We start from the raw sequence: 24,654 nt of genomic DNA, 5'->3' as shown, positions 1-24,654 counted from the left end.
GGCGCTCGTCGTGTGGACCCGGGACAACGCGCCCCCGAGCGTCGGCGACCCGTCGTCCCAGACCGAGCGGGCCACCCTGGTCCTCGCGCCCAACGCCAACGCCTGGACCTTCGAGGGCACCAACACCTGGCTGCTCGCCGAGCCCGGCGCTGACGTCTGCGCCGTCGTCGACCCCGGTCCCGACGACGACGCGCACCTGGCCGCGATCCTCGCCGCAGCCGGCGACCGCCGCATCGTCGGCGTCTGGGTCACCCACGCGCACACCGACCACGCCGAGCTCGCCGGCCGGCTGGCCCGTGTGACCGGCGCCCCGCTACGCGGCTCGGGCCGTCGCGTCGCCGGCCGGCCGTTCCAGCCCGGCGAGGTGCTGCCCGTCGGGCCGCTCGAGGTGCGGGTGCTCGCGACGCCGGGGCACACCGGCGACTCCGTCTGCTTCCACCTGCCGGCCGAGGGCAGCGTCCTCACCGGTGACACCGTGCTGGGCCGCGGCGCCCCGATCGTCGAGCCCGGCCGGCTCGGCCAGTTCTTCGCCAGCCTCGACCTGCTCAGCGAGGTGCTCGCCCCCGCCGGCTCGGTGATCCTCCCCGGGCACGGCCCCGTCCTGCCCGACCCGCTGCCCGAGCTCGGGCGCCGCCGCCAGGCGCGCCAGCGCCGCGTCGACCAGGTCGCCCGGGCGATGGCCGACGGGCTGACCGAGCCCGACGCGCTGGTCGACCACATGTACCCCGACCTCTCCCCGGACCTGCGCGACGCCGCGCGGATCTCGGTGGAGGCGTCGATCGCGCACGTGCAGACCGCGCGCAGCTGACCGTTCCCGTCCCGTCCCGTCCCGTCCTGAGGAGAACCACGCCGGTGCCGCCACCCACGAAGCCCGCCCCCGTGCCCACCCCGGAGACCCTGCCCTTCTGGGAGGGCTGCGCCGCCGGTGAGCTGCGCATCCAGCGGTGCACGTCCTGCGGGAAGCACGTCTTCTACCCGCGGCCCGCGTGCCCGCACTGCTACTCCACCAACCTCGAGTGGGTGGTCAGCGACGGCACCGCCACGCTGCACTCCTACGTCATCAGCCACCGGGCCGGCCCCGGGTTCGCCGAGGAGGTGCCCTACGTCATCGCGATCGTGGAGCTCCCCGAGGGCGTCCGCATGATGACCAACCTCGTCGAGGTCGAGGCCGACCCCGAGAAGCTGGAGCTGGACATGCCGCTGCGCGTGGTCTTCGAGCCGCGCGGCGACGTCCACCTGCCGCTGTTCGCACCTGCCGGGAGTGCCGCATGAGCGCCAAGGACGACATCGTCATCATCGGTGCCGCCGAGACCGACCAGCTGGGCAAGCTGCCCCACCTGTCGACGCTCAGCCTGCACCTCGAGGGCGCCCGCAACGCCCTCGCCGACGCCGGGATGACCCCCGCCGACATCGACGGCATCGCGACCGTCCAGACGCCGGGCCCGGTGAGCATCGCGCACGCCATGGGCATCGAGGCCAGGTGGCTCGACGGCACCGGCGTCGGCGGCACCTCGTTCCTGTTCCACGTCCGGCACGCCGCCGCCGCGATCCGCAGCGGCCTGGCCGAGACGGTGCTGATCACCCACGGCGAGTCCGGCCGGTCCCGCGTGGACGCACCGGCGTGGGGGCCGCAGCCCGCAGTCGCTCAACGGCCAGTTCGAGGCGCCGTTCGGCGTCTTCGGCCCGCCGACCGCCTTCACGCTCACCGCCCTGCGGTACATGAAGGAGACCGGCACGACGCTGGAGCAGCTCGCCGAGGTCGCGGTCGCGCAGCGCCGCTGGGCGAACAAGAACCCGCGGGCGCTCATGCAGGACCTCGTCACCGTCGACGACGTCCTCAACTCCAAGATGATCGCCTGGCCGTTCACGCTGCTCATGTGCTGCCTCGTGACCGACGGCGGTGGCGCGCTGGTCGTCACCACGCGGGAGAAGGCCGAGGCCCGCGGGTACGACAAGCCGCTGGTGCACCTGCTCGGTGCCGGTGAGGCCGCGGATTCCCCGATGGTCAGCCAGATGCCCGACCTCACCACGTTCGGCGCCTTCAAGCGCTCGAGCGCGGCGGCGTTCGCCGAGGCGGGCATCACGCACGCCGACGTCGACCACCTGATGATCTACGACGCCTTCGCGCCACGTGCCCGTCTACGGGCTCGAGGACGCCGGCTTCGTCGGCCGCGGCGAGGCCGGTGCGTTCATCGCCGAGGGCAACACCTCGCCGGGCGGCAAGCTGCCGATGAACACCAACGGCGGTGGCATGTCCTACACCCACACCGGGATGTACGGCATGTTCGCCATCCAGGAGGCCGTGCGCCAGGTGCGCGGCGAAGCGGCCGCGCAGGTCGAGGGCGTCGAGCGCAGCGTCGTGCTCGGCAACGGCGGCATGTTCATGGCCGGCGCGACCCTCGTGCTGGGGAACTCGCCCCGCTGATCGGAGAGCCGGCCGCCGCTCCGCCCCGCGGGGCGGCGGCCGGCTCCGCTCGTTCCCGGGGTGGTGCGTCTCTCGCCCGGAACGGCCCTCCGGGGCCTGCGGGTGCCCTACGCTGTTCTAGAACGACGTTCTAGCGACCAGGGGAGAGCAGATGCCGCGCGACGCCGGATCCGCCCCGGGGCGCAGTGCCTGGAAGTGGAGCCGCACCGGGGAGACCCGCCGGGTGCTGCTCGACGCGGCCCGCGAGGTCTTCGCCGAGCGCGGGTTCGCCGAGTCCAGCGTCGCCGACGTCGTCGAGCGCGCCGGCTCCAGCGTCGGCAGCCTCTACCACCACTTCGGCGGCAAGAGCGAGCTGTTCCTCGCCCTCTGGGAGGACTGGCAGAGCAGCCAGGAGAAGTACGCGGCCGAGGGAGTGGCCGCGGCCCGCCGGGCGGGGGAGGAGCGGCCGCTCGCGCTGTTCGTCGCGGGCGCGCGGGGCTTCCTCCGCGGCTCCTGGGAGGGTCGGGCGCTGGGCAGCCTGTTCGTGGACAAGGACGGCCCGCCCGGCTTCGAGCTGATGCGGCGGACCCGCGGTCACGAGTGGCTGCGGCAGAACTCCCTGCTGCTGCGCGCGCGGGACGACGCGATCGGCCGCGTGACGGTCTCGGTGCTCACGACGGTCATCGGCGAGGCCGGCCGGGAGGTCATGGCCAGCCGGACCCGGCGCGAGGCCGAGGCGATCGTCGACGCCGCGGTGGCGATGATCGAGCGGCTCGGCGTGCTGTCCGACGAGGTGGCGGCCGTCGACCCCGCCGGGGCCGTCGCCGGCCCGGACGGGACGGATCCCGCCTGGGCCGACGACGCGGTGCCGCAGCCAGGCGCCGGCACGGCGATCGCCGGCGCCTGACCCCGGGTCACTGCGGAGCGCCGACCTCCGCGCGGCCGCGGTCGATGACGACCGTGCCGTCGCCGCGGAAGGTCCGGAACAGCAGCCCGCCCTCGGGGCCGCCGTCCTGGCGCCAGATGCGCACGGTCAGCTCGTCACCGGGCATGACCGGCGAGCTGAACCGCCCCGACATGGCGCGGAACTGGCCCGGGTCGCCCCCCATGGCGGTCATCAGCAGCGCGCGGCCGGTGATGCCGTAGGTGCACAGCCCGTGCAGGATCGGCCGCTCGAAGCCGGCGCGCGCGGCGAACGCCGGGTCGGAGTGCAGCGGGTTGCGGTCGCCGTTGAGCCGGTAGAGCAGCGCCTGCTCCGGCCGGGTGGCCAGCGTGAGCTCCCAGTCGGGCTCGCGGTCGGGCTGCGCCCAGTCGTCGGCCTGCGCCGGGGAGCCGCCCTCGATCTGCTCGCCGCGGATGAAGATCGAGCTGCGCGTGGTGATCATCGGGGCGCCGTCGGCGTCGACCGCCGTCGAGGACGTCGTCACCAGGGCGCCGCTGCGCTTGCCCTCCATCGACTCCACGCGGGCCTGGGCGCGGAGGGTGCCCTCGACCGGCAGCACCTGGTGCAGCCGGATCTCCTGCTCGGCGTGCACGAGCATCGCCCGGTTGAAGTCACCGATGCCCACCCCCGGCGCCTGCGCGAGCAGCACGCCGTAGGTGGGCAGCACCTGCTGCTGCACGCCGTGGCTGTTCTCCGTGGTGAACGGCAGCTCCTGGCTCGGGTCACCGAGCCCCGCGCCGACGCCGACGGCGTAGAGCAGGGCGTCCTTCGACGTCCAGCTGCGCTCGTGGACGGTTCCCTCGCGGCCGACGGCCGACAGGTCCAGTGGCATGGGGTTCAAGCCTCTCCTCGACGTGGTGGCGCTGCGCTGCGCCGCCCGGCCAGCATGCCGCACCGCCGTCCTCAGCTCTAGAGCCCTGTTCTAGTATTGCTCCGACAACGGGGGAGGGCGCATGTCCTGGTCGACCGCGTCGCGTCCGGACGGGCTCGAGCAACCGGTCGTCGGCACGTCCGGCGCGACGGACAGTCCGGAACCGGCCTTCCCGGCGGTCCCCCCGCCCGAGCCCGCGTCGTCCCACGACGACCCGGCCGTCATGCGCGAGGCCTGGCGGACGCTGTCCGTCGTCGGCCTGGCGAGCATGTTCTCCGGCCTGTCGAACAGCGCGCTCAACGTCGCGCTGCCGGCGATCGCGCGGGAGTACGACGCCTCGGCGACGGCGTCCAGCTGGATCCTGCTGTCGTTCATGCTCACCCAGACGCTGCTCATGGTGTCCTTCGGGCGGCTCGCCGACCTCTTCGGCCGGCGTTCGATGTACCTGACCGGCCTGGCCGTCTTCACCCTCGGCAACCTGCTCGCCGGGTTCGCCCCCGACGCGTGGTGGCTGGTGGCCTGCCGGGTGCTCCAGGCCGCGGGCGCGGCGATGCTGCTGACCAACAGCGCGGCTCTGGTCACCGGCGCCTTCCCGCGGCACCGCCTGGGTCAGGGCATGGGCATCTACCTGGCGTCGTTCTCCGTCGCCCAGCTCGTCGGGCCGACGCTGGGCGGGTTCCTCGCCGAGCACGTCGGCGTCCAGTGGCTGTTCTGGTCCAACGTGCCGGTCGGCATCGGCTGCCTGGTCTGGGGCGCGGTCGCGCTGCGCCCGGTGCCGCGGTCGGGCGAGCGGCTCTCGCTCGACGTCCCGGGCAACCTGCTGGCCTTCCTCGGCCTGGGCTGCGGGCTGGTCGCGCTCTCCCAGGTGACCTCGCTGGGCTGGTCGGACCCGCTGGTCGTCGGCGGGCTCGTGGCCTTCGCCGTCCTGCTGCCGACGTTCATCCTCGTCGAGCGGCGGGTGCGCGACCCGCTCATGGACACCCGGCTGTTCGAGGACCGCAGCTTCTCCTGGGGGCTGAGCGCCTCGTTCCTCAACGCGATCGGCAACTTCGGCGTCGTCCTGCTGGTCTCGCTGTACCTGCAGGCCGTCGGCGGGGAGGACGCGCTGTCGGCCGGGTGGAAGGTGCTCCCGCTCGCGGTGTCGGCGCTGGTCTTCTCCGCGGCGTCGGGCTTCTTCCAGCGCTGGATCGAGGCGCACACCCTCACTGTGCTCGGCAACGCGGCCACCGCGGCCGGGCTCGGCGTGCTGCTCCTGTTCACCGGCGCCGAGGTGAACGACGCCGCCGTCATGGCCGCGCTCATCCTGGTGGGCGCGGGCTCCGGGCTCTTCATGCCGTCGAACACCCAGGTCCTGCTCGCCACGATGCCCAGCGAGCGGCTGGGCATCGCCAACGGCATGCGGCTGATGCTGCAGAACACCGGCGCCGTCCTGGGCACCGCGGTGATCCTGACCGTGCTGACCACGCCGTTGCCGTTCGAGCTCCGGCGCTACGTCTTCGCCGGCACGATCTCCGAGGTCTCCGCCGAGGGCCGGCTCGACCTGGTCACCGGCTACCAGTGGACGGCGATCACCATGCTGCTGATCTGCCTCGGCGCCATGGCCTGCTCGCTGGGCGCCCGGCGGGCCGGGCTGCGGGCCGGCCGCCAGGGCTGACCGGCCCGCCGCGGGATCAGCGCGGGCCGAGCGCGCGGACCATGCCCTCCTGGGCGACGGTCATGACCAGCCGGCCGGACCGGTCGAACACCCGCCCGTGCATGAGCGAGCGGCCGCCCGCGGCCCAGCTGCTCTCCTGCTCGTAGCAGTGCCAGTCGTCGACCCGGGTGGGCCGGTGGAACCAGACGGCGTGGTCGAGGCTGGCCGCGGCGACGTCGGGCGCCCCGACAGCGCGGGCGTGCGGGGCGAGGGACGGTCGACAGCAGCAGCATGTCCGAGGCGTAGGCCAGCGCCGCCGCGTGCACGAGCGGCTCGTCGGGCAGTGCTCCGGGGGCGCGCAGCCAGAACCGCTGGTGCGGCGGAGCGGCCTCCCCGCGGGCGGCGGCGACGCGCGGCAGCTCGCCGTCGAAGCGCAGCTCGAAGGGGTGCCGGCGGAACAGGTCGCCGAACCACGACCGCAGCGGTTCGGGCGCGTCGGCGGCGGCGTCCTCGACCGTGGGCAGCGACTCCGGGTCCGGCGCGTCCAGGCCGGGCACCTGGTGGGTGAAGCCGGGCTCGGGGACCTGGAAGGACGCGGTGACGTCGAGGATCGCGCGGCCGTCCTGCTCGGCGGTGACCCGCCGGGTGCCGTAGGAGCGGCCGTCGCGCACCCGGTCGACCCGCAGGTCGGTGGGGGAGGACGCCTCGCCGACGCGGAGGAAGTAGGCGTGCAGCGAGTGGACGGCGCGGTCCGGGCCGACCGTGGCACCCGCCGCGAGCAGTGCCTGGGCGACGACGGCGCCCCCGAACGACCGCTCGGGACGGCGCCGACGCGGCCCGGCGCGGAAGGTGTCCTCGCCCGTCGCTGAGACCGAGAGCACGTCCGCGAGCGAGCCGCCCGGAGCCTGCGCGTCGTCCGTCGGACCGTCTACCTGCATGAATTCTCGACCCCTTCGTGCCAGCCCTCTTGACCTGTTAAGTGAATCACTATTCAATTCGTGGTGTGGGACGCATCGCAGGCGCGACGGGCGCGCAGACACGGCAGCGGCTGCTGCGTGCTGCCGCCGACGTGTTCGCCCGCCGCGGCTACGACGGCACCCGGGTGGCCGACATCGCCTCCGAGGCCGGGTTGAGCAACAGCGCGCTGTATGCGTACTTCACCTCCAAGGCCGAGCTGCTCGTGGGTGCCCTGCGCACCCACGGCCGCCGTCCGCTGGCCGACATGGTGGCGGCGAACCCCGACGGCCCGATCGTCGACGTGTTCATGCGCACCGGCGCGGGGCTGCGGGAGCGGCCCGACGCCGACCGCTACCTCGTCGTCGAGGCGCTCATCGCCGCCCGGCGCGACCCCGAGGTCGCCGCGGAGATGACGGCCTACATCCGCGAGCGCGCCGAGTGGATGACCGGCCTGGTCGAGCAGGCGCAGCTGCGCGGCGAGATCGACGCCACCGTCTCGGCGGGGGCGATCGCCCACCTGGCCACCTCGCTGGCCATCGGCAGCACGCTGCTCACCCCTGATCTGCACGACGTCGACGACGAGGACTGGTCGGCCCTGCTGACCCGGGTCGTGACGAGCATCGCCCGTACCGCAGAACAGATAGGAACCCCCGCATGAAGGTGCAGATCGACTCGAATCTGTGTCAGGGCCACGGCCGCTGCTACGACCTCGCTCCCGACCTGTTCGGTGAGGACGAGGAGGGCTACGCCACGCTCACCGCTCTCACCGCCGACGGCAACGTGCCCGCCGGCCGCGAGGGCGACATCCGTCTCGCTGCAGCCAACTGCCCCGAGTCCGCCGTTCTAGTGTTCGAGGAGGCCTGAATGACCGTCGATGACAGGTTCACCGACTCGCCGTTCCAGAAAGCTGATCCCGAGGAGCTCACCCGGTTCGAGGTGATGGACGGCCCGGTCTCCGACTGGGCCACCGACTTCTCGCACATGGACGAGAAGTACGCGGAGAACGCCCACGAGATCTGGGACGACCTGCGCGGTCGCTGCCCGGTGGCGCACACCGAGCGCTTCGGCGGGGCCTGGCTGCCCACCCGCTACGAGGACGTCCAGGCGATCGCCTACGACACCGAGCACTTCACCTCGCGGGCGATCATCGTCGGCAACTACCGGCCTCCGCTGGACCTGGCGCCGGTCGGCGGGGTCCCCCCGATCTCGTCCGACCCGCCGTTCCACCACGACGCGCGCAAGCTGCTGCTGCCGGCGTTCACCAAGGCGAACGTCGCGAAGCAGGAGATCACCACGCGCGACTTCTGCCACCAGCTGCATCGACGCCTTCGAGGGTCGGGACCTGGTCGACGCCGCCACCGAGTACGCGATGCACATCCCCGTGCGCGTGATCGCGGACATGCTGGGCTTCCCGACGGAGGACACGGACAAGTTCAAGCACTTCGTCGAGAACGCCCTCGAGGGTGTCAACAAGTCGCCCGAGGAGCGCGAGGCCGGCACCGCCGAGCTGTTCGAGTACCTGCTCGCGCAGGTCCGCGACCACATCGACAACCCGCGGGACGACCTGACGACGTACCTGATCAACGCCGAGCTCTACGGGCAGAAGCTGGCGCCGAACCACGTCGTGGGCACCATGGCGCTGCTGCTGATCGCCGGCATCGACACCACGTGGAGCGCCATCGGCGCCTCGCTGTGGCACCTGGCGAAGAACCCCGAGGACCGCAAGCGCCTGGTGGCCGAGCCCGCCCTGCGCACCACCGCGGTCGAGGAGTTCCTGCGTGCCTACGCCCCCGTGACCATGGCCCGCCTGGTCAAGGAGGACGTCGAGCTCGGTGGCGTCGAGATGAAGAAGGAGGACTGGGTCCTGCTTCCCTTCCCGGCCGCCAACCGCGACCCGGAGCGCTTCGAGGACGCCGACAAGGTGATCATCGACCGCGAGGTCAACCGGCACGCCGCGTTCGGCCTGGGCATCCACCGCTGCGCCGGCTCGCACCTGGCCCGCATGGAGCTGCGCGTCGCGCTCGACGTCTGGCTGGACCGGATCCCGGAGTTCACCCTGGCCGAGGACGCGCCGATGCGCTGGTCCACCGGTCAGATCCGTGGCCCGCGGATGCTGCCGATCCGGATCGGCTGATCTCCCCCGGAGCCCCGGAGGCCGTACGCGTACGGTCGCCGGGGCTCCGGCATGTCTCCACCCGCTCGATCAGCAAGGGGTTCCATCCGTGTCCAACCAGACCGTCGTGGTCGTCGGCTCCTCGGTCGGCGGGGTGCGCACCGCGCAGGCCCTTCGCCGCGAGGGGTTCACCGGCCGCATCGTGGTCGTCGGGGAGGAGGCGGCGGCGCCCTACGACAAGCCGCCGCTGTCCAAGCAGTACCTGGCGGGGGAGTGGGAGCTCGACCGGCTCGCCCTGCTCCCGCCCGGCGCGGCCGAGGCCGCGGAGCTCGAGCTGCGGCTCGGCGTCGCCGCCGTCCGGCTGGACGTCGCGGCGCGGCAGGTGCTGCTGGCCGACGGCACCGCGCTCGACTTCGACCACGTCGTCGTCGCCACCGGCGCGACCGCCCGGCCCTCGCCCTGGCCGGCCGCGTCCGGCGTGCACGTCATCCGCACCCTGGCCGACGTCGAGGGGCTGCGCGCCGACCTGGCTGCCGGCGGCCCCGTCGTCGTCGTGGGCGGCGGGGTCATCGGCGCCGAGGCGGCCGCGACCATCGCCACCCTCGGCCACGCGGTCACCGTCGTCGACCCGCTGGCCACCCCGCTCGCGCGGCTCGTCGGTCCCGAGGTCGGCACGCCGCTGGAGGAGCTGCACCGCCGGCACGGCGTGGACACCCGCTTCGGCGTCGGCGTCGAGGGCATCGACGGCACCGCCGGCGACCTCACCGTCCGGCTGACCGACGGCTCGGAGCTGCGCGCAGCGACCGTGCTCGTCGGCATCGGCGCGGTGCCCAACGACGGCTGGCTCGCCGACTCGGGCCTGCTGGTCGACAACGGCGTCGTCTGCGACCGGTACTGCCGCGCCGTGGACTCCGACGTCGTCTGGGCCGTCGGCGACGTCGCCCGCTGGCAGGACCCGCGCTACCCGGCCGAGGTGCGCGTCGAGCACTGGACCAACGCCGTCGAGCAGGGCGCCGCGGTCGCGCACAACATCGTGCACGGCGACGACCTGCAGCCCTACAGCCCGCTCGAGTACGTGTGGAGCGACCAGTACGACTGGAAGCTGCAGATCGTCGGGCACGCCACCCGCGGCGCCCGGCACGAGGTCGTCGGCGACCTGTCGGTCGACCCGGCGAAGGGCGCCGTCCTCTACTCCGACGACGACGGCGTGCTCATCGGCGCGGTCACCGTCAACTGGCCGAAGGCGCTGGTCACCAGCCGCCGCGCGCTGACCGCCGGCGGCACCGACTTCGCGGAGTTCGTCGCCTCGCTGCGCGAGCTGCTGGCCAAGCAGCAGGCGGCCGCCCCCGCCCGCTGACCCAGCGCAGACGCACAGGAGCCCGGGGACGCCGTTGTCCCCGGGCTCCTGTTGTCCGTGTGCGGGTCAGCCGTGCAGCAGCGCCCGGAACTTCCCGCAGGTCTCCTCGACGGCCGCGAGCGCGGCGGGGGAGAGCGAGCCCATGTCGAAGAAGCCGTGGATCAGGCCGTCGTAGCGCGTCAGCTGGACCGGCACGCCGGCGGCCCGGAGCGCCTCGGCGTAGGCCTCGCCCTCGTCGCGCAGCGGGTCGAACTCCGCGGTGACGACGACGGCCGGCGGCTGCCCGGTGAGGTTGGCGTGCAGCGGGGCCAGCCGGCGATCCTTGGTGTCCTCCCAGGCGCCGGCGTAGTGGCCGTAGAACCAGTCCATGGTCGGCTGCTCGAGGAAGTAGCCCTTCGCGTTCTCCACCCGCGAGGCGTACTCCCCGGCGGCGTCGACCGCCGGGTAGATGAGCAGCTGGGCGGTGACCGGCGTCCCCTCGGCGTGCAGCGTCTGGGCGACGACGGCGGCCAGGTTGCCGCCGGCGCTGTCGCCGGCGACGCCGAGCCGGTCGTCCCCGCCGAAGCGGGCCCGGTTCGCCGCGATCCAGCGGGCCGACACCTCGGCGTCGTCCGCGGCGGCGGGGAACGGGTGCTCCGGGGCCAGCCGGTAGTCCACCGAGACGACGACGGCCGCGGAGTCGCGGCAGATGTGCCGGGCCATGTTGTCGTGGGTCTCGAGGTCACCGATGACCCAGCCGCCGCCGTGGAAGAAGATCACCGTCGGGAACGGCCCGTCGCCCTCGGGGCGGTAGACCCGTGCCCGCAGGTCGCCCTCGGCGCCGGGGACGGTGATGTCCTCGGTGCTCGCCACGGGCACGATCTGCTCGGGGCCGCGCAGGCCGGTCGTCATGGCCAGGTACTGCGCGCGGCCGGCCTCCGGCGGGCCCTCGTACATCGGGGGCAGGTCCGAGGACTGGGCCATGGCGAGCAGTGCGGCGATGTGCTGGTCGACCGGCACGGGGTCTCCTGTCAGCGAGAGGGGGTGGGGGCGAGCGGGGTCAGGAGTAGACGAGGCCGTCGTCGAGGTCGGCGGTCGGCAGCAGCGTCCGCTCCTCGGCGTACTCCTTGTGGTGCGTCCACGGCTCCCGGTCGCCGCGCTTGTACATCCGGTGCTGGGAGCGCATGACGTAGCCGGGGTTGAAGTTCTCCGGGTCCGACCAGTCCAGCAGCGGCATGTCGGCGTCCTCCGGCCGCAGCTGCGGGACGACGACCGGGGTGCCCTGGTCGTCCATCTTGGCCAGCAGCCGGCACACGAACTGGCTGACCAGGTCGGCGCGCAGGGTCCAGCTGGCCCGGAAGTACCCGAACACGTAGGCCATGTTCGGCACACCGGTGATCATCAGCCCGCGGTAGGTGACCTGCTGGGTGAAGTCGACCGGCGCGCCGTCGACGGTGAAGGCGACGTTGCCGAACACCGACAGGTCGAAGCCGGTGGCGGTGACGACGATGTCGGCCTCGAGCTCCTCGCCCGAGGCGAGCCGGATGCCGGTCGGGGTGAACCGCTCGATGGTGTCGGTGACGACCGAGGCGTTGCCCTCGCGCAGGGCGGTGAACAGGTCGCCCTCGGGGACGGCGGCCAGGCGCTGCTGCCACGGCCGGTAGGTCGGGTTGAAGTGCTTGTCGATGTCGAAGCCCTCGGGGAGCAGCGGGCGCATCGAGTCGATGAGGAACGCCCGCAGCGCGTCGGGCTGCTCCTTGGACATGCGGTGGATCTCCTCGCCCTGCACGAACGAGGCGCGCCGCATGATCTCGTGCGTCCACTCGTCCGGGATCTCCAGCGCGCGCAGCGTCGCGGCGAGCTCGGCGACCTTGGGGCGGGAGATGAAGAACGTGGGCGAGCGCTGCAGCATCGTCACGTGCTTGGCGTCCGCGGCGATCGCGGGCACGAGGGTGGCGGCGGTGGCGCCGGAGCCGATGACGACGACGCGCTTGCCGGAGTAGTCGAGGTCCTCGGGCCAGTGCTGCGGGTGCACGACCTGGCCGCGGAACTCGTCCATGCCCTCCCAGCGCGGCTGGAACGGCTTGTCGTGGTCGTAGTAGCCCTGGCACATCCAGAGGAAGCCGGTGGTGAAGCGCAGCTGCTCGCCGGTGTCCTCGCGGGTCACCTCGACGGTGTACTGCTTCTCCTCCGACGACCAGCTCGCCGCGGTGACCCGGTGCCGGTAGCGGATCTTCCCGGCCAGGTCGTTCTCCTCGATGACCTCGTCGAGGTAGGTGAGGATCTCGTCGGCGGTGGCGATCGAGGGCCCGCGCCACGGCTTGAAGCCGTAGCCGAAGGTGAACAGGTCGCTGTCCGAGCGGGCGCCAGGGGTAGCGGTGCGTCCGCCACGTGCCGCCGCGGGTGTCGAGCGCGTCCAGGATCAGGAAGCTGCGGTCGGGCTGCTCCTGCTGGAGGTGGTAGGCGGCGCCGATGCCGGAGATGCCGGCCCCGACGATCAGGACGTCCACGTGCTGGACGTCGGTGCTGCTGGTGCGGCCGGCGGGGGCCTGCATCGTGGTCATCGGGTGCTCCTCGCAGGCGCGTGACGTACGTCGCAGAACCTACCGACGACCAGGTCGAATTGCTAGAACGTCGCTCTGGTTTGTGCGGCCGTCGCGGGCACCCATCCGATCCGTGGACGCCCCGGCGGTCCGGTCGTACGGTGCGGGCATGCACGAGCCCGCGCACCCCGTGCGCTTCGTGACCGCGGCCAGCCTCTTCGACGGGCACGACGCGTCGATCAACATCATGCGGCGGATGCTGCAGGCGCAGGGGGCCGAGGTCGTGCACCTCGGCCACGACCGCAGCGTCGACGCCGTCGTCCGAGCGGCCGTCGAGGAGGACGTCCAGGGCGTCGCGATCTCGTCCTACCAGGGCGGTCACGTCGAGTACTTCGGCTACCTCGTCGACCGGCTGGCCGAGGCCGGCGCCGGGCACGTGCAGGTCTTCGGCGGCGGCGGCGGCGTCATCGTCCCGGAGGAGATCGCCGCGCTGCGCGAGCGGGGCGTCACGATCTTCGCGCCCGAGGACGGCCAGCGGCTCGGGCTGCCGGGCATGATCAACGAGCTGGTCCGCGCCTGCGACGTCGACCTCGCCGCCGAGGGCCCGGACGTCGACGCCGTGCTGGCCGGCGACCCGGCCGCGCTGGCGCGGGCCGTCACCGTCCTGCAGAGCGGCCGCTCGCCGGAGCTCGCCGAGCGGCTCCGGGCGGCGGCCGGCCGGCGCCGGGTGCCCGTCCTCGGCATCACCGGGACCGGCGGGTCGGGGAAGTCCTCGCTCACCGACGAGCTGCTGCGCCGGCTGCGGCTGGATCAGGAGGACAAGCTCCGCGTCGCCGTCCTCGCCATCGACCCCACCCGGCGGCGCGGCGGCGGGGCGCTGCTCGGCGACCGGATCCGGATGAACGCTCTCGAGTCCGGCGACGGGCACCGCACCTTCTTCCGCTCGATGGCCACCCGCAGCGCCGGCGCGCAGGTGCCCGAGCACCTCGACGACGTCCTCGCCGCGGTGCGGGCGGCCGGCTACGACCTGGTGGTCGTGGAGACCCCGGGCATCGGCCAGGGCGACGCCGCGATCGTGCCTTTCAGCGACGTCTCGCTGTACGTGATGACGCCGGAGTTCGGCGCCGCCTCGCAGCTGGAGAAGATCGACATGCTCGACTTCGCCGACGTCGTGGCGATCAACAAGTTCGAGCGGCGCGGCGCCGAGGACGCCCGCCGGGACGTCGCCCGCCAGCTGGTGCGCAACCGCGAGGCGTTCGGGGTGCCCTGGGAGCAGATGCCGGTCTACGGCACGAGCGCCGCGCGGTTCAACGACGACGGCGTGACCGCCCTGTACCAGCACCTGCTGGGCCTGCTCGCCGAGGCGGGTCTGGCCGCCGGCCCCGGCGCGCTGCCCCGGGTCGACGTCATGGCCTCGACCGGGCTGACCAGCGTCGTCCCGGCGCAGCGGGCGCGGTACCTGGCCGAGATCAGCGAGGCCGTGCGCGGCTACCACGCGGCGACGGCCGCGCAGGCCGACGTCGCCCGCCGCCGTCAGCACCTGACCACGGCCGCCGAGGTCCTCGAGGGGGCCGCCGCCGACGCCGCCCGTGCCGCGGCCGAGGCGGCCGCCGCCGAGCTGCTGCCCGACGTCCGGGCACTGCTCGAGGGCTGGCCGGCCACGGTCGAGGCGTACTCGGGGGAGGAGTACGGCTACTCCGTCCGCGGCACCGAGCACCGCACCCCGCTGACCCGCACCACCCTCTCGGGCACCGCCGTCCGCCGGGTGTCCCTGCCGCGCACGCAGGACGACGCCGAGCTGCTGCGCTTCCTGCGGGCGGAGAACCTGCCGGGCGCGTTCCCGTTCACCGCCGGCGTCTTCCCGTTCAAGCGCTCCGGCGAGGCGCCGGCCCGGATGTTCGCCGGCGAGGGCGACCCGTTGCGCACCAACCGGCGGTTCCGGCTCCTGTCGGCGGGCAACGAGGCGACCCGGCTCTCCACGGCGTTCGACTCGGTGACGCTCTACGGCCGCGACCCCGATCCGCGGCCGGACATCTACGGCAAGGTCGGCACCTCCGGGGTCTCCATCGCCACGCTCGAGGACATGCGGGTCCTCTACGACGGCTTCGACCTGTGCTCGCCCACCACCTCGGTGTCGATGACCATCAACGGTCCGGCGCCGACGATCCTGGCGATGTTCCTCAACACCGCGATCGACCAGCGGCTGGCCGCCTTCCGCGCCGAGGAGGGCCGCGAGCCCGACGCGGCGGAGGCCGAGGAGCTGCGCGCCTGGGTGCTGGCGAACGTCCGCGGCACCGTGCAGGCCGACATCCTCAAGGAGGACCAGGGGCAGAACACCTGCATCTTCTCCACCGAGTTCGCGCTGCGCGCCATGGGCGACATCCAGCAGTGGTTCATCGACCACGGCGTCCGGAACTTCTACTCGGTGTCGATCTCCGGCTACCACATCGCCGAGGCCGGGGCGAACCCCATCAGCCAGCTCGCGTTCACCCTCGCCAACGGCTTCACCTACGTGGAGAGCTACCTGGCCCGCGGGATGTCGATCGACGACTTCGCGCCCAACCTGTCGTTCTTCTTCTCCAACGGCATGGACGCCGAGTACTCGGTGATCGGCCGGGTGGCCCGCCGCATCTGGGCGGTCGCGATGCGCGAGCGGTACGGGGCGAACGCGCGGTCCCAGCAGCTGAAGTACCACGTGCAGACGTCGGGCCGGTCGCTGCACGCGCAGGAGATGGACTTCAACGACATCCGGACGACGCTGCAGGCGCTCTGCGCGATCTACGACAACGCCAACAGCCTGCACACCAACGCCTTCGACGAGGCGGTGACGACGCCGTCGGAGCAGTCGGTGCGCCGGGCGCTGGCGATCCAGATGATCATCGACCGCGAGTGGGGGCTGGCCGGCAACGAGAACCCGCTGCAGGGCTCGTTCGTGATCGAGGAGCTCACCGAGCTGGTCGAGGAGGCCGTGCTCGCCGAGTTCGACCGGATCGCCGAGCGCGGCGGCGTGCTGGGGGCCATGGAGACCGGCTACCAGCGCGGCCGCATCCAGGACGAGTCGATGCTCTACGAGCACCGCAAGCACGACGGCAGCCTGCCCATCGTCGGCGTCAACACCTTCCTGGCGCCCGACCGCGGTGACGCGCCGCCCGCGCCGGTGGAGCTCGCCCGCGCCACCGAGGCGGAGAAGCGCTCGCAGCTGGACCGGCTGGCCACCTTCCACGCCGCGCACGCCGACGAGGCGCCGGCGGCCCTGGCCCGCCTCCAGCAGGTGGCCATGGACGGCGGGAACGTCTTCGCCGAGCTCATGGAGACCGTGCGCGTGCTGCTCGCTGGGGCAGATCACCGAGGCGTTCTTCGAGGTGGGCGGCCAGTACCGCCGCAACGTGTGACCCGGCCCCCCGAGGGCAGAAATGGCCATTTCTGCCCTGTCGACGACCTCGGGACGCCGGTCGAGCTGGCGGGCCCGCCGCAGCGGATCGTCTCGCTGGTGCCGTCGCTGACCGAGGCGCTGGCGGTCACCGTGCCCGACCGGCTCGTCGGCGCCACCGACTGGTGCACGCACCCGGCCGGCCTCGACGTGGCACGGGTCCGCGGCACCAAGAACCCCGACCGGGCGGCGATCACAGCGCTCGCCCCGGACCTCGTCGTCGCCAACCGCGAGGAGAACAGGCAGCTCGACGTGCAGCGGCTGCGGGCGGCGGGCGTGCCGGTGTGGGTGACGGTCATCGAGTCGGTCGACGAGGCGCCGGCGTCGATGCGCCGGCTGTTCGGCGAGGTGCTGGACGCGGGTGAACCGGACTGGCTGCGCACCGCCGCCGCGGAGTGGGCCCGGCCGGCGCCCGGGCCGGAGCTGCGGGTCGCCGTCCCGATCTGGCGCGATCCGTGGATGGTGGTCGGCGGGCGGACGTTCGCCGCCGACCTGCTCGCCCGGCTCGGCCTGCGCACCCCCTTCGCGGACGGCGGGGAGCGCTACCCGCGGGTCGAGGTCGACGAGCTGCGCGGCGCCGACCTCGACCTCGTGCTCCTGCCGGACGAGCCCTACGTGTTCACCGCCGACGACGGACCGGAGGCCTTCCCTGGACTCCGGTCCGTCCTGGTCTCCGGGCGCGACCTCACCTGGTACGGCCCGTCCCTGGCGACGGCGCGCGAGCGGCTGCTCGCCACGGTGCGCGGCTGAGCGATCGGTCCAGCGCTGGGCGACCCGGTCCAGCGCTGGGCAACCCGGTTCAGCGCTTGGCCAGCCGGGCGCGGACGACGGCGGCCTGCTCCGGCGAGCCGATCAGCTTGCCGATCTCGGTCTGCTCGGCGGCCAGCCCCTCGGCCAGCGGCACCCGCCCGGCGAGGTCGACCAGTCGCTTGATCGCGCGGGTCGCGTTCCTGCTGTGCCCGGCGATCTCGGCGGCCAGGGCCTGCGCGGCGGCCAGCGGGTCGGCCTCCTCGCGGGTGGCCATGCCGATGCGGGCCGCCTCCGTGCCGGAGATCTTCCGCCCGGTCAGCGCCAGTTCCTTGGCGACGTCGCGGCCGACCAGCTCGGGCAGCAGCTGGGTGCCGCACATGTCGGGGCAGATGCCCCACTGGATCTCCATGAGCGAGAGCTGCGTGTCCGGGGCGACCAGCCGGATGTCGGCGCCCAGGGCGATCTGCAGGCCGCCGCCGAAGGCGACGCCGTGCACCGCGGCGATGACCGGCGCGGGCACCAGCGACCACACGTGCACGACCTGCTGGGCCAGCGCGCCTGCCGCGCCCAGCGGCTCGCGCGGCTCGGGAGCCCGCCGCTCGCCGTCGGCCTGGCCGCGGTCGGCCATCGCGGCGAAGGAGCCGAAGTCCAGGCCGGCGCAGAACGCCCGCCCGGCGCCGTGCAGGACGACCGCGCCGACGTCGTCGCGGGTCATGAGCTCGCGGCCGGTGGCCAGGATCGCCTCGAACATCGCCGGGTCCAGGGCGTTCATCTTCTCGGGCCGGTCCAGCCGGACGGTCGCCACGCCGTCGGTCACGTCGAGCGCTACGCGGGATGCATCCTCATTCGCCATGCCGGCTGTCTACGGGCGGCGGGAGGTGGCTGTCAACGAGCGGGTCGCAGACCGGCCCGCCTAGGGTGCGCGCATGGCCTCCGCTGCGCGCACCGCCGCCCGCCTGCTGCTCGGAGGCGCCATGGTCGGCGCCGGGGTGCTGCACCTGACCACCCAGCGCCAGGAGTTCCAGGCGCAGGTGCCCGGCTGGTTCCCGATCGACGAGGACCTCACCGTGCTGGGCTCCGGCGTCGCCGAGATCGCGCTCGGTGCGTCCTTCGTGGCGCTGCCGCGGAGGAAGCGGTTCGTCGGCGCGCTGCTCGCCGCGTTCTTCGTGGTGATCTTCCCGGGCAACGTCGGCCAGTACCTGGAGGGCACCGACGCGTTCGGCCTGGACACCGACACCAAGCGCCTGGTCCGGCTGTTCTTCCAGCCGGTGCTCGTGCTCCTGGCGCTGTTCGGCGGCGGCTGGTCCCGCCGCGACCTGCGTCGCCGCTGAACGGCCGCTGGTCGGCGCGGGCCGGAGTTCAGCGCCGCGGGAACAGGGCCCACACGTGCTTGCAGTGCGGCTCGGGCACCCAGCCGTAGGCGGTGGCGTAGGCGGCGATCATGAACAGCCCGTACCCGCCCAGCCCCTCGGCTCGACCGGGGTCCGGGGTGGGGGGCACGGCCCGAGCGGCGTCGGTGACGTCCACGAGCCAGTGCTCGGGGAGGGGGCACACGCGCAGCACCACCGGCTGCCGACCGTGGCGGAGCCCGTTCGACGCCAGCTCGTCGAGGGCCAGGATCATGCGCTCGACCGACTCCTCGTCCGAGCGGCCGTCCGGGAGTTCGGCCGCGAGCCGCTGCCGCACCGCCGAGCGGGCGCGGGTCACGTCGCGCAGGGTGCCGAGCTCCCACGTCCAGCAGTCGTGGGCGTGCGGCAGGGGCTCCTGGCCCCAGGCCAGCGACGCCAGCGGTGCGGCCGCGGTGACGGAGGGCTCGACGGGCTCAGCCACGGGCGGGACGGCGGGCGTCGACAGGGGTCACGGTGAGTGCGCTGCTCTCGGTCGTGGCCCGGGGGAGCGGGCGGCGTGGTTCGGATCGAGCAGGAACTCGGTGCGGCGGCCCCACGAAAGCAGCCCGCGCACCCGGCCGCACGTCGGACCGGTCGGTTCCGGTCGCTCAGTCGAGAACCGTGCCGGTCGGGACCGCCCGGACGACGCCGCGGGCCAGTTCGTCGTCACGCGGGGGACCGGACCACTCGATCATGAGCAGCGAGGCGTCGTCGGACGTGCGGCCGCCGCGCCCCTGCAGGAGGGACTGCGACAGCAGCCGCACCGTCTCCGCCGGCGGGAGCCGGTGGACGGCGTTGGCCTCGATGAACTCGCGCAGCCGTTGCTCGCCGAACTGGGCGCCGTCGTCGAGGCGCTCCTCGACCACGCCGTCGGTGAAGAAGAGCAGCCGGTCGTGCGGCTCCAGGGTGATCGAGTGGAGGTGCGGCTCGGCGTCGCCGAACCCGACGGGCCGGCTGACCCGGCCGGTCAGCTCCCGGACCACCCGACCACCGCGGATCAGCAGGCCCGGCGGGTGGCCGGCGTTGATCCAGGTCAGCCGGCCGGTACCGGTCTCGAGCCGGCCGATCAGCGCCGTGGCGAACCGCCCGGGGAAGGAGGAGCCGAGGACCGAGTCCATCTCGGCGTACATGTCCCGCAGGTCGCTGCCGTTCACCCGGCCGTGCCGGTAGGCGGCGATGAGCAGGGTGGCCATGGTGGCCGCCTCCACGCCGTGGCCCATGGCGTCGAAGACGGCCAGGTGCAGCGTGCGCTCGTCGAGGGCGTAGTCGAAGCTGTCCCCGCCGACGTCGTAGGCCGGCTCGAGGGCGCCGGCGAGCGCGAGGTCCGGCGTGGTCATGACCAGCGGCGGCAGCATCTGCCACTGCAGGTGCGCCGACAGGCTCATCGGCGAGGACATGCGGGTGCGGGCGAAGGTGTCCGTGTACCCGGACTTCGTCACCACGAGGTCGGCGGTGAGGCCGGCGATCCGCTGGGCCAGCCGGCGGTCGTTGTCGTCGACCCGGGGCAGGGTGAGGCCGAGGACGCCGACGCGGTCGGAGCCGTCCAGCATCGGGACGTACAGGCGGACCGTCCCGTCGGCCTGGCGCACCTCGCACGGGCTGTCGGTGCGGAACGCCGCCCCCGCCATGCTGCCGTCGATCGGCTCGGGGTCACCGCCGAGGCCGGCGCCTTGCAGGGGGCGGAGCACGGAGTGCTCGAAGTCCTGCAGCCAGATCGCCACGTCGCTGCCGCCCATGGCCTCGATCTCCTGCGCGACCAGCGGGCCGACCAGCCGGGGCGGCATCAGGTGGGCGCGATCGAGCAGCGAGCCCAGGATGCGCTCGCCGAGGCTCTCCGCGCGGGACCGCCCGTCCGGATCGGTGAAGCCGACCCCGGTGAGGGTTCCCTCGGCTGCGCCCCGTGTGTACGTCGAACCTGCGTCGTGCTGCGTCATCCCTCGCCCACTGCGTGTGGCCGCGATGCCGCGACGGAGTGACTCTTCCTCGGCCGACCGCGGTTTGGCAAGCACGTGGGGGCGGCGGGTCCTACCGGTCGGTAGGCGGTACCGGATCCGGCCACGGGATAGGTTCGACGCAGGACGTCGACGTCGGCAGGGGAGTGGCGCGGTGGTTTCGAGCGGCAGATCGGTGCTGGTGACCGGCGGCAACCGCGGCATCGGGCTGGCGATCGCCCGGGCCTTCGCCGAGCAGGGCGACTCCGTCGCGGTGACCCACCGCGGCAGCGGCGCTCCCGACGGGCTGTTCGGCGTGCAGTGCGACGTCACCAGCAGCGAGGACGTCGACCGCGCCTTCACCGAGGTCGAGGAGCACCAGGGCCCGGTGGAGGTGCTGGTCAGCAACGCCGGTATCACCCGCGACGGCCTGCTCATGCGGATGAAGGAGGAGGACTTCGCCGACGTCCTCGACGCCAACCTGACCGCCGCCTACCGGGTGGCCAAGCGGGCCAGCGCCAAGATGGTGCGCGCCCGCGCCGGGCGGATGATCTTCGTGTCCTCCGTCGTCGGCCTGCTCGGGTCGGCCGGGCAGACCAACTACGCGGCGTCGAAGTCGGGCCTGGTCGGCCTGGCGCGGTCGATCGCCCGCGAGCTCGGCAGCCGGGGCATCACGGCCAACGTCGTGGCGCCCGGCTTCGTGACCACGGACATGACCGCGGCGCTGCCGGAGGCCCGGCAGAAGGAGATCCTGGGGCAGGTGCCGCTGGGGCGGTACGCCTCGGCGGAGGAGGTCGCCGGCGTCGTGCGCTTCCTCGCCGGCGACGCGGCCGGCTACATCACCGGGGCGGTCGTCCCGGTCGACGGCGGACTGGGGATGGGGCACTGATGAGCGGCGGCATTCTCGAGGGCAAGAAGGTCCTCGTCACCGGCGTGCTGACCGAGGCGTCGATCGCCTTCGCGACGGCGCGCCTCGCGCAGGAGCAGGGCGCCACCGTCGTCCTGTCGAACTTCGGCCGCGCGCTGTCGCTGTGCCAGCGGATCGCGAAGCGGCTGCCCCAGGAGGCCGCCGTCGTCGAGCTCGACGTGACCGACACCGAGCACCTGGGCTCGCTCGCCGACCGGCTGCGGGAGCAGGGCTTCGACTCCCTCGACGGCGTCGTCCACTCCATCGGCTTCGCGCCGCAGGAGGCGATGGGGGAGGGCTTCCCGGAGGTCGCCTGGGAGCACGCCGCCACGGCGTTCCAGGTGTCCGCCTGGTCCTACGCCTCGCTCACCCAGGCGTGCCGGCCGCTGCTGGCCAACCCCTCGTCGGTGGTCGGGCTGACCTTCGACGCCTCCGTCGCCTGGCCGGTCTACGGCTGGATGGGCGCGGCCAAGGCGGCGCTGGAGTCGACCAGCCGGTACGTCGCCCGCGAGCTGGGCCCCGACGGCGTCCGGTCCAACATCGTGGCGGCCGGGCCGCTGCGCAGCATGGCGATGAAGTCGATCCCCGGCAGCGCGCAGTTCGAGGAGGCCTGGGAGGGCCGGGCGCCGCTGGGCTGGTCGGTCACCGACACCGAGCCCGCCGGCAAGGCCGTCGTCGCCCTGCTCTCGGACTGGTTCCCCGCCACCACCGGCGAGATCGTCCACGTCGACGGCGGGTTCCACGCCGTCGGCGTGTGACGTCCCCGACCCCTGCATCCAGCACCGCCCCGCAACCGGAAAGAACCCACGTGCCCCGCGCCATCGTCGACATCACCCCTGCCGGTCAGCGTCCCGACCAGGAGCCGTCCCTGGCCGTCCGCAACAACGGCGGCGTCGAGCCCTCCGCTGCCCCCGCTCCGGAGGGTCGCCGGGACGCGCTGCTGCTGCTCTCGTTCGGCGGGCCCGAGGGCCACGACGACGTCATGCCGTTCCTCGAGAACGTCACCCGCGGCCGCGGCATCCCCCGCGAGCGGCTCGAGGAGGTGGCCGAGCACTACCACCACTTCGGCGGCGTGAGCCCGATCAACGACCAGAACAAGGCGCTGATCGGCGCGCTGCAGGGTGCGCTCCGCTCCGCCGGCGTCACGCTGCCGGTGTACTGGGGCAACCGGAACTGGGCGCCCTACGTCGAGGACGTCTGGCAGCAGATGGCCGACGACGGCATCCAGCACGCCTACGTCCTGGCGACGTCGGCCTACGCGTCGTTCTCCGGCTGCCGGCAGTACCACGAGGACATCGCCCGGGCCCGCGCCGCGATGACCGGCGACGCCTCGGCGCCCGGCGGCCCGACGGCGGAGAAGCTGCCGCACTACTTCGACGCCGAGGGCTTCCTGCGGGCCAACGCCGACGCGCTGGCCGCGGCGCTGGCCGAGCTGCCCGAGGAGCTCCGCGAGGGCGCCCGGCTGGTCGCCACCGCGCACAGCATCCCCGACTCGATGGCCGCCGTCGCCGGCCCGCAGGGGCACGCCTACGAGGCCGAGCTGGAGGCCGCCGCCCGGCAGGTCGTGGACCTGGTCGCTCCCGGCCGGGCGTTCGACCTGGTCTGGCAGAGCCGCAGCGGCCCGCCCTCGGTGCCGTGGCTCGAGCCGGACGTCAACGACCACCTGAAGGCGCTGGCCGCCGCGGGCGAGCAGGCTGTCGTGCTCTTCCCGGTCGGGTTCGTCAGCGACCACCTCGAGGTGATCTGGGACCTCGACAACGAGGCGAAGGAGACCGCCGAGGAGCTGGGGCTGGCGTTCGCCCGCGCCGCGACGGCGGGCACCCACCCGGCGTTCGTCGACGCGCTGGTGCAGCTGCTCGCCGAGCGCCGCGCCGGGGGAGAGCCCCGCCTGGGCACCAACTGCCCCGCGAACTGCTGTTTCGTGCCGCCGAGGCCGCGCCCCACCAGCTGACCGATCGCGAGGGGGTCGGCGTCAGTCGGTGCCGGACTCCATCGCCGCGCGGTCGAGCGCCTCGTCGAGCTCGGATACCCGGCCGCGGGAGGCGATCGTCTCCGCGCCGCCCTGGACGGAGGCGTCGATGAGGCCGGTCGAGGCCGCCTGCGCGGCGCCGATCGCCGCCTGCACCGAGCCGCCGACCATGCCGATCCGGGCGTACTGCTCGAGCCGCGCGCGGGAGTCGGCGATGTCGAGGTTGCGCATCGTCAGCTGGCCGATCCGGTCGACCGGGCCGAAGGCGGAGTCCGACGTGCGCTCCATCGACAGCTTGTCCGGGTGGTAGCTGAACGACGGGCCGCTGGTGTCGACGATCGAGTAGTCCTCGCCGCGGCGCAGCCGGATGGTCACCTCGCCGGTGACGGCCATGCCCACCCAGCGCTGCAGCGACTCCCTGAGCATGAGCGCCTGGGGGTCCAGCCAGCGGCCCTCGTACATGAGCCGGCCCAGGCGGCGGCCCTCTGAGTGGTAGGTCGCCAGGGTGTCCTCGTTGTGGATGGCGTTGACCAGCCGCTCGTAGGCGATGTGGAGCAGCGCCATGCCGGGCGCCTCGTAGATGCCCCGGCTCTTGGCCTCGATGATCCGGTTCTCGATCTGGTCGGACATGCCCAGGCCGTGCCGGCCGCCGATGGCGTTGGCCGCCATCACCAGGTCGACGGCGGAGGCGAACTCCTGGCCGTCGATGGTCACGGGGCGGCCCTGCTCGAAGCCGATGGTCACCGTCTCCGGGGCGATCTCCACCGACTCGTCCCAGAACCGGACGCCCATGATCGGCTCGACGGTCTCCAGGCCGGTGTCCAGGTGCTCGAGGGTCTTCGCCTCGTGCGTGGCACCCCAGATGTTGGCGTCGGTCGAGTACGCCTTCTCCGTGCTGTCGCGGTAGGGCAGGTCGTGGGCGACCAGCCACTCCGACATCTCCTTGCGCCCGCCGAGCTCGGTGACGAAGTCGGCGTCGAGCCACGGCTTGTAGATCCGCAGCCCTGGGTTGGCCAGCAGGCCGTAGCGGTAGAACCGCTCGATGTCGTTGCCCTTGTAGGTCGAGCCGTCGCCCCAGATCTGGACGTCGTCCTCGAGCATCGCGCGGACCAGCAGCGTGCCGGTGACGGCGCGGCCCAGCGGCGTGGTGTTGAAGTAGTTGCGCCCGCCGGAGCGGATGTGGAAGGCGCCGCAGGTCAGCGCGGCCAGGCCCTCCTCGACCAGCGCGGCGCGGCAGTCGACCAGGCGGGCGATCTCGGCGCCGTAGGCCGCGGCGCGGTCGGGCACCGACTCGATGTCCGGCTCGTCGTACTGGCCGATGTCGGCCGTGTAGGTGCAGGGCACCGCGCCCTTGTCGCGCATCCACGCGACCGCCACCGACGTGTCGAGACCACCGGAGAACGCGATGCCGACGCGTTCGCCGACCGGGAGAGAGGTGAGGACCTTGGACACGGGCACAAGTATGCACAGGGCTGCATG

At 73.3% G+C, this 24,654-nt stretch carries 22 protein-coding genes and 3 pseudogenes; 16 read left to right on the top strand and 9 right to left on the bottom strand.

All coding sequences use genetic code 11. The annotated features are described in order from the left end of the window. The first annotated feature begins 10 nt into the window (after positions 1 to 10). The 6 genes and pseudogenes from JKP75_RS11105 (at position 11) to JKP75_RS11085 (ending at position 3,311) form a co-directional block, all read left to right on the top strand. A complete protein-coding gene (locus JKP75_RS11105) occupies positions 11 to 808 on the top strand; it encodes an MBL fold metallo-hydrolase (protein WP_200491142.1) in 798 nt (265 codons plus the stop codon). Positions 809 to 852: 44 nt separating this feature from the next. Next, positions 853 to 1,272: a Zn-ribbon domain-containing OB-fold protein gene (locus tag JKP75_RS22830; RefSeq protein ID WP_200491143.1), complete on the top strand. Its 420-nt coding sequence runs from the start codon at positions 853 to 855 to the stop codon at positions 1,270 to 1,272. Continuing rightward, a complete protein-coding gene (locus tag JKP75_RS11095) occupies positions 1,269 to 1,985 on the top strand; it encodes a hypothetical protein (RefSeq protein ID WP_200493077.1) in 717 nt (238 codons plus the stop codon). Before JKP75_RS22830 ends, JKP75_RS11095 begins: the two co-directional genes overlap by 4 nt. A 16-nt stretch (positions 1,986 to 2,001) precedes the next feature. Then, positions 2,002 to 2,076 (top strand): annotated as a pseudogene (locus JKP75_RS24590) (hypothetical protein); the annotation flags it as partial. A gap of 55 nt (positions 2,077 to 2,131) precedes the next feature. Further along, positions 2,132 to 2,425 carry a hypothetical protein gene (locus JKP75_RS11090; protein WP_200493076.1) on the top strand — a complete coding sequence of 98 codons (294 nt, stop codon included), beginning with the start codon at positions 2,132 to 2,134 and terminating at the stop codon, positions 2,423 to 2,425. Between the two features lie 151 nt (positions 2,426 to 2,576). Beyond that, positions 2,577 to 3,311 (top strand): TetR/AcrR family transcriptional regulator, encoded by a 735-nt coding sequence (locus tag JKP75_RS11085; RefSeq protein WP_200491145.1) that lies wholly within the window; start codon positions 2,577 to 2,579, stop codon positions 3,309 to 3,311. 7 nt (positions 3,312 to 3,318) lie between these two features. Here the strand turns inward: JKP75_RS11085 and JKP75_RS11080 are convergent, their stop codons facing one another. Beyond that, the gene (locus tag JKP75_RS11080) at positions 3,319 to 4,179 is read right to left on the bottom strand and encodes a MaoC family dehydratase (RefSeq protein ID WP_200491146.1); all 861 of its coding nucleotides are present in this window, start codon (positions 4,177 to 4,179) and stop codon (positions 3,319 to 3,321) included. Positions 4,180 to 4,300: 121 nt separating this feature from the next. Here JKP75_RS11080 and JKP75_RS11075 point away from each other — a divergent pair, with 121 nt between their 5' ends. Further along, the gene (locus JKP75_RS11075) at positions 4,301 to 5,872 is read left to right on the top strand and encodes an MFS transporter (protein ID WP_200491147.1); all 1,572 of its coding nucleotides are present in this window, start codon (positions 4,301 to 4,303) and stop codon (positions 5,870 to 5,872) included. Between the two features lie 16 nt (positions 5,873 to 5,888). On the opposite strand, the pseudogene JKP75_RS11070 reads toward JKP75_RS11075, so the two are convergent. After that, positions 5,889 to 6,789 (bottom strand): annotated as a pseudogene (locus JKP75_RS11070) (acyl-CoA thioesterase). A gap of 65 nt (positions 6,790 to 6,854) precedes the next feature. On the opposite strand from JKP75_RS11070, the gene JKP75_RS11065 reads away from it, so the two are divergent. From JKP75_RS11065 to JKP75_RS21275, 4 genes are all read left to right on the top strand, one after another. Further along, on the top strand, positions 6,855 to 7,466 hold the full coding sequence (locus JKP75_RS11065) for a TetR/AcrR family transcriptional regulator (RefSeq protein ID WP_309229757.1): 612 nt from the start codon (positions 6,855 to 6,857) through the stop codon (positions 7,464 to 7,466). Next, positions 7,463 to 7,672 carry a ferredoxin gene (locus JKP75_RS11060; RefSeq protein ID WP_200491149.1) on the top strand — a complete coding sequence of 70 codons (210 nt, stop codon included), beginning with the start codon at positions 7,463 to 7,465 and terminating at the stop codon, positions 7,670 to 7,672. Before JKP75_RS11065 ends, JKP75_RS11060 begins: the two co-directional genes overlap by 4 nt. 505 nt (positions 7,673 to 8,177) lie before the next feature. Continuing rightward, entirely contained in the window at positions 8,178 to 8,942 is a 765-nt protein-coding gene (locus tag JKP75_RS11055; RefSeq protein ID WP_200493074.1) for a cytochrome P450, read from the top strand. A gap of 88 nt (positions 8,943 to 9,030) precedes the next feature. Then, the gene (locus JKP75_RS21275) at positions 9,031 to 10,278 is read left to right on the top strand and encodes an FAD-dependent oxidoreductase (protein ID WP_309229756.1); all 1,248 of its coding nucleotides are present in this window, start codon (positions 9,031 to 9,033) and stop codon (positions 10,276 to 10,278) included. Positions 10,279 to 10,344: 66 nt separating this feature from the next. Here JKP75_RS21275 and JKP75_RS11045 read toward each other — a convergent pair whose 3' ends face one another. From JKP75_RS11045 to JKP75_RS21265, 3 genes and pseudogenes are all read right to left on the bottom strand, one after another. Next, the gene (locus tag JKP75_RS11045) at positions 10,345 to 11,277 is read right to left on the bottom strand and encodes an alpha/beta hydrolase (RefSeq protein ID WP_200491151.1); all 933 of its coding nucleotides are present in this window, start codon (positions 11,275 to 11,277) and stop codon (positions 10,345 to 10,347) included. Between the two features lie 40 nt (positions 11,278 to 11,317). Then, a complete protein-coding gene (locus JKP75_RS11040) occupies positions 11,318 to 12,502 on the bottom strand; it encodes an NAD(P)/FAD-dependent oxidoreductase (RefSeq protein WP_242473448.1) in 1,185 nt (394 codons plus the stop codon). 181 nt (positions 12,503 to 12,683) lie between these two features. After that, positions 12,684 to 12,812 (bottom strand): annotated as a pseudogene (locus JKP75_RS21265) (hypothetical protein); the annotation flags it as partial. 157 nt (positions 12,813 to 12,969) lie between these two features. Between JKP75_RS21265 and icmF the strand changes: the two are divergent. Then, entirely contained in the window at positions 12,970 to 16,980 is a 4,011-nt protein-coding gene (gene icmF / locus JKP75_RS11035) for a fused isobutyryl-CoA mutase/GTPase IcmF (protein ID WP_242473297.1), read from the top strand. A gap of 49 nt (positions 16,981 to 17,029) precedes the next feature. Here icmF and JKP75_RS11025 read toward each other — a convergent pair whose 3' ends face one another. After that, positions 17,030 to 17,833, bottom strand: coding sequence for a crotonase/enoyl-CoA hydratase family protein (locus tag JKP75_RS11025; RefSeq protein WP_200491155.1), 804 nt, complete (start codon positions 17,831 to 17,833; stop codon positions 17,030 to 17,032). 73 nt (positions 17,834 to 17,906) lie between these two features. Here JKP75_RS11025 and JKP75_RS11020 point away from each other — a divergent pair, with 73 nt between their 5' ends. Further along, positions 17,907 to 18,311: a hypothetical protein gene (locus tag JKP75_RS11020; protein ID WP_200491156.1), complete on the top strand. Its 405-nt coding sequence runs from the start codon at positions 17,907 to 17,909 to the stop codon at positions 18,309 to 18,311. A 28-nt stretch (positions 18,312 to 18,339) separates the two neighbouring features. Here JKP75_RS11020 and JKP75_RS11015 read toward each other — a convergent pair whose 3' ends face one another. Beyond that, entirely contained in the window at positions 18,340 to 18,810 is a 471-nt protein-coding gene (locus JKP75_RS11015) for an ATP-binding protein (protein WP_200491157.1), read from the bottom strand. Positions 18,811 to 18,976: 166 nt separating this feature from the next. After that, positions 18,977 to 20,302, bottom strand: coding sequence for a PP2C family protein-serine/threonine phosphatase (locus JKP75_RS11010; protein ID WP_200491158.1), 1,326 nt, complete (start codon positions 20,300 to 20,302; stop codon positions 18,977 to 18,979). A gap of 172 nt (positions 20,303 to 20,474) precedes the next feature. Between JKP75_RS11010 and fabG the strand changes: the two genes are divergently transcribed. Genes fabG through JKP75_RS10995 form a run of 3 tightly spaced genes read left to right on the top strand, consistent with a single transcriptional unit; the run spans position 20,475 to position 23,157 of the window. After that, positions 20,475 to 21,188, top strand: coding sequence for a beta-ketoacyl-ACP reductase (fabG, locus tag JKP75_RS11005; RefSeq protein WP_200491159.1), 714 nt, complete (start codon positions 20,475 to 20,477; stop codon positions 21,186 to 21,188). After that, positions 21,188 to 21,964, top strand: a complete 777-nt coding sequence (gene fabI / locus JKP75_RS11000) for an enoyl-ACP reductase FabI (RefSeq protein ID WP_200491160.1) — start codon at positions 21,188 to 21,190, stop codon at positions 21,962 to 21,964. Before fabG ends, fabI begins: the two co-directional genes overlap by 1 nt. A 50-nt stretch (positions 21,965 to 22,014) precedes the next feature. Continuing rightward, positions 22,015 to 23,157, top strand: coding sequence for a ferrochelatase (locus JKP75_RS10995; RefSeq protein WP_200491161.1), 1,143 nt, complete (start codon positions 22,015 to 22,017; stop codon positions 23,155 to 23,157). 21 nt (positions 23,158 to 23,178) lie between these two features. Here the strand turns inward: JKP75_RS10995 and argG are convergent, their stop codons facing one another. Next, on the bottom strand, positions 23,179 to 24,627 hold the full coding sequence (argG, locus tag JKP75_RS10990) for an argininosuccinate synthase (RefSeq protein ID WP_200491162.1): 1,449 nt from the start codon (positions 24,625 to 24,627) through the stop codon (positions 23,179 to 23,181). Positions 24,628 to 24,654: the final 27 nt, after the last annotated feature.

This window comes from Blastococcus sp. TML/M2B, from assembly GCF_016612865.1.
GTDB lineage: Bacteria > Actinomycetota > Actinomycetes > Mycobacteriales > Geodermatophilaceae > Blastococcus.
Note: the sequence above shows the minus strand (reverse complement) of the source record. Positions and strands in the feature narration are given on the sequence as shown.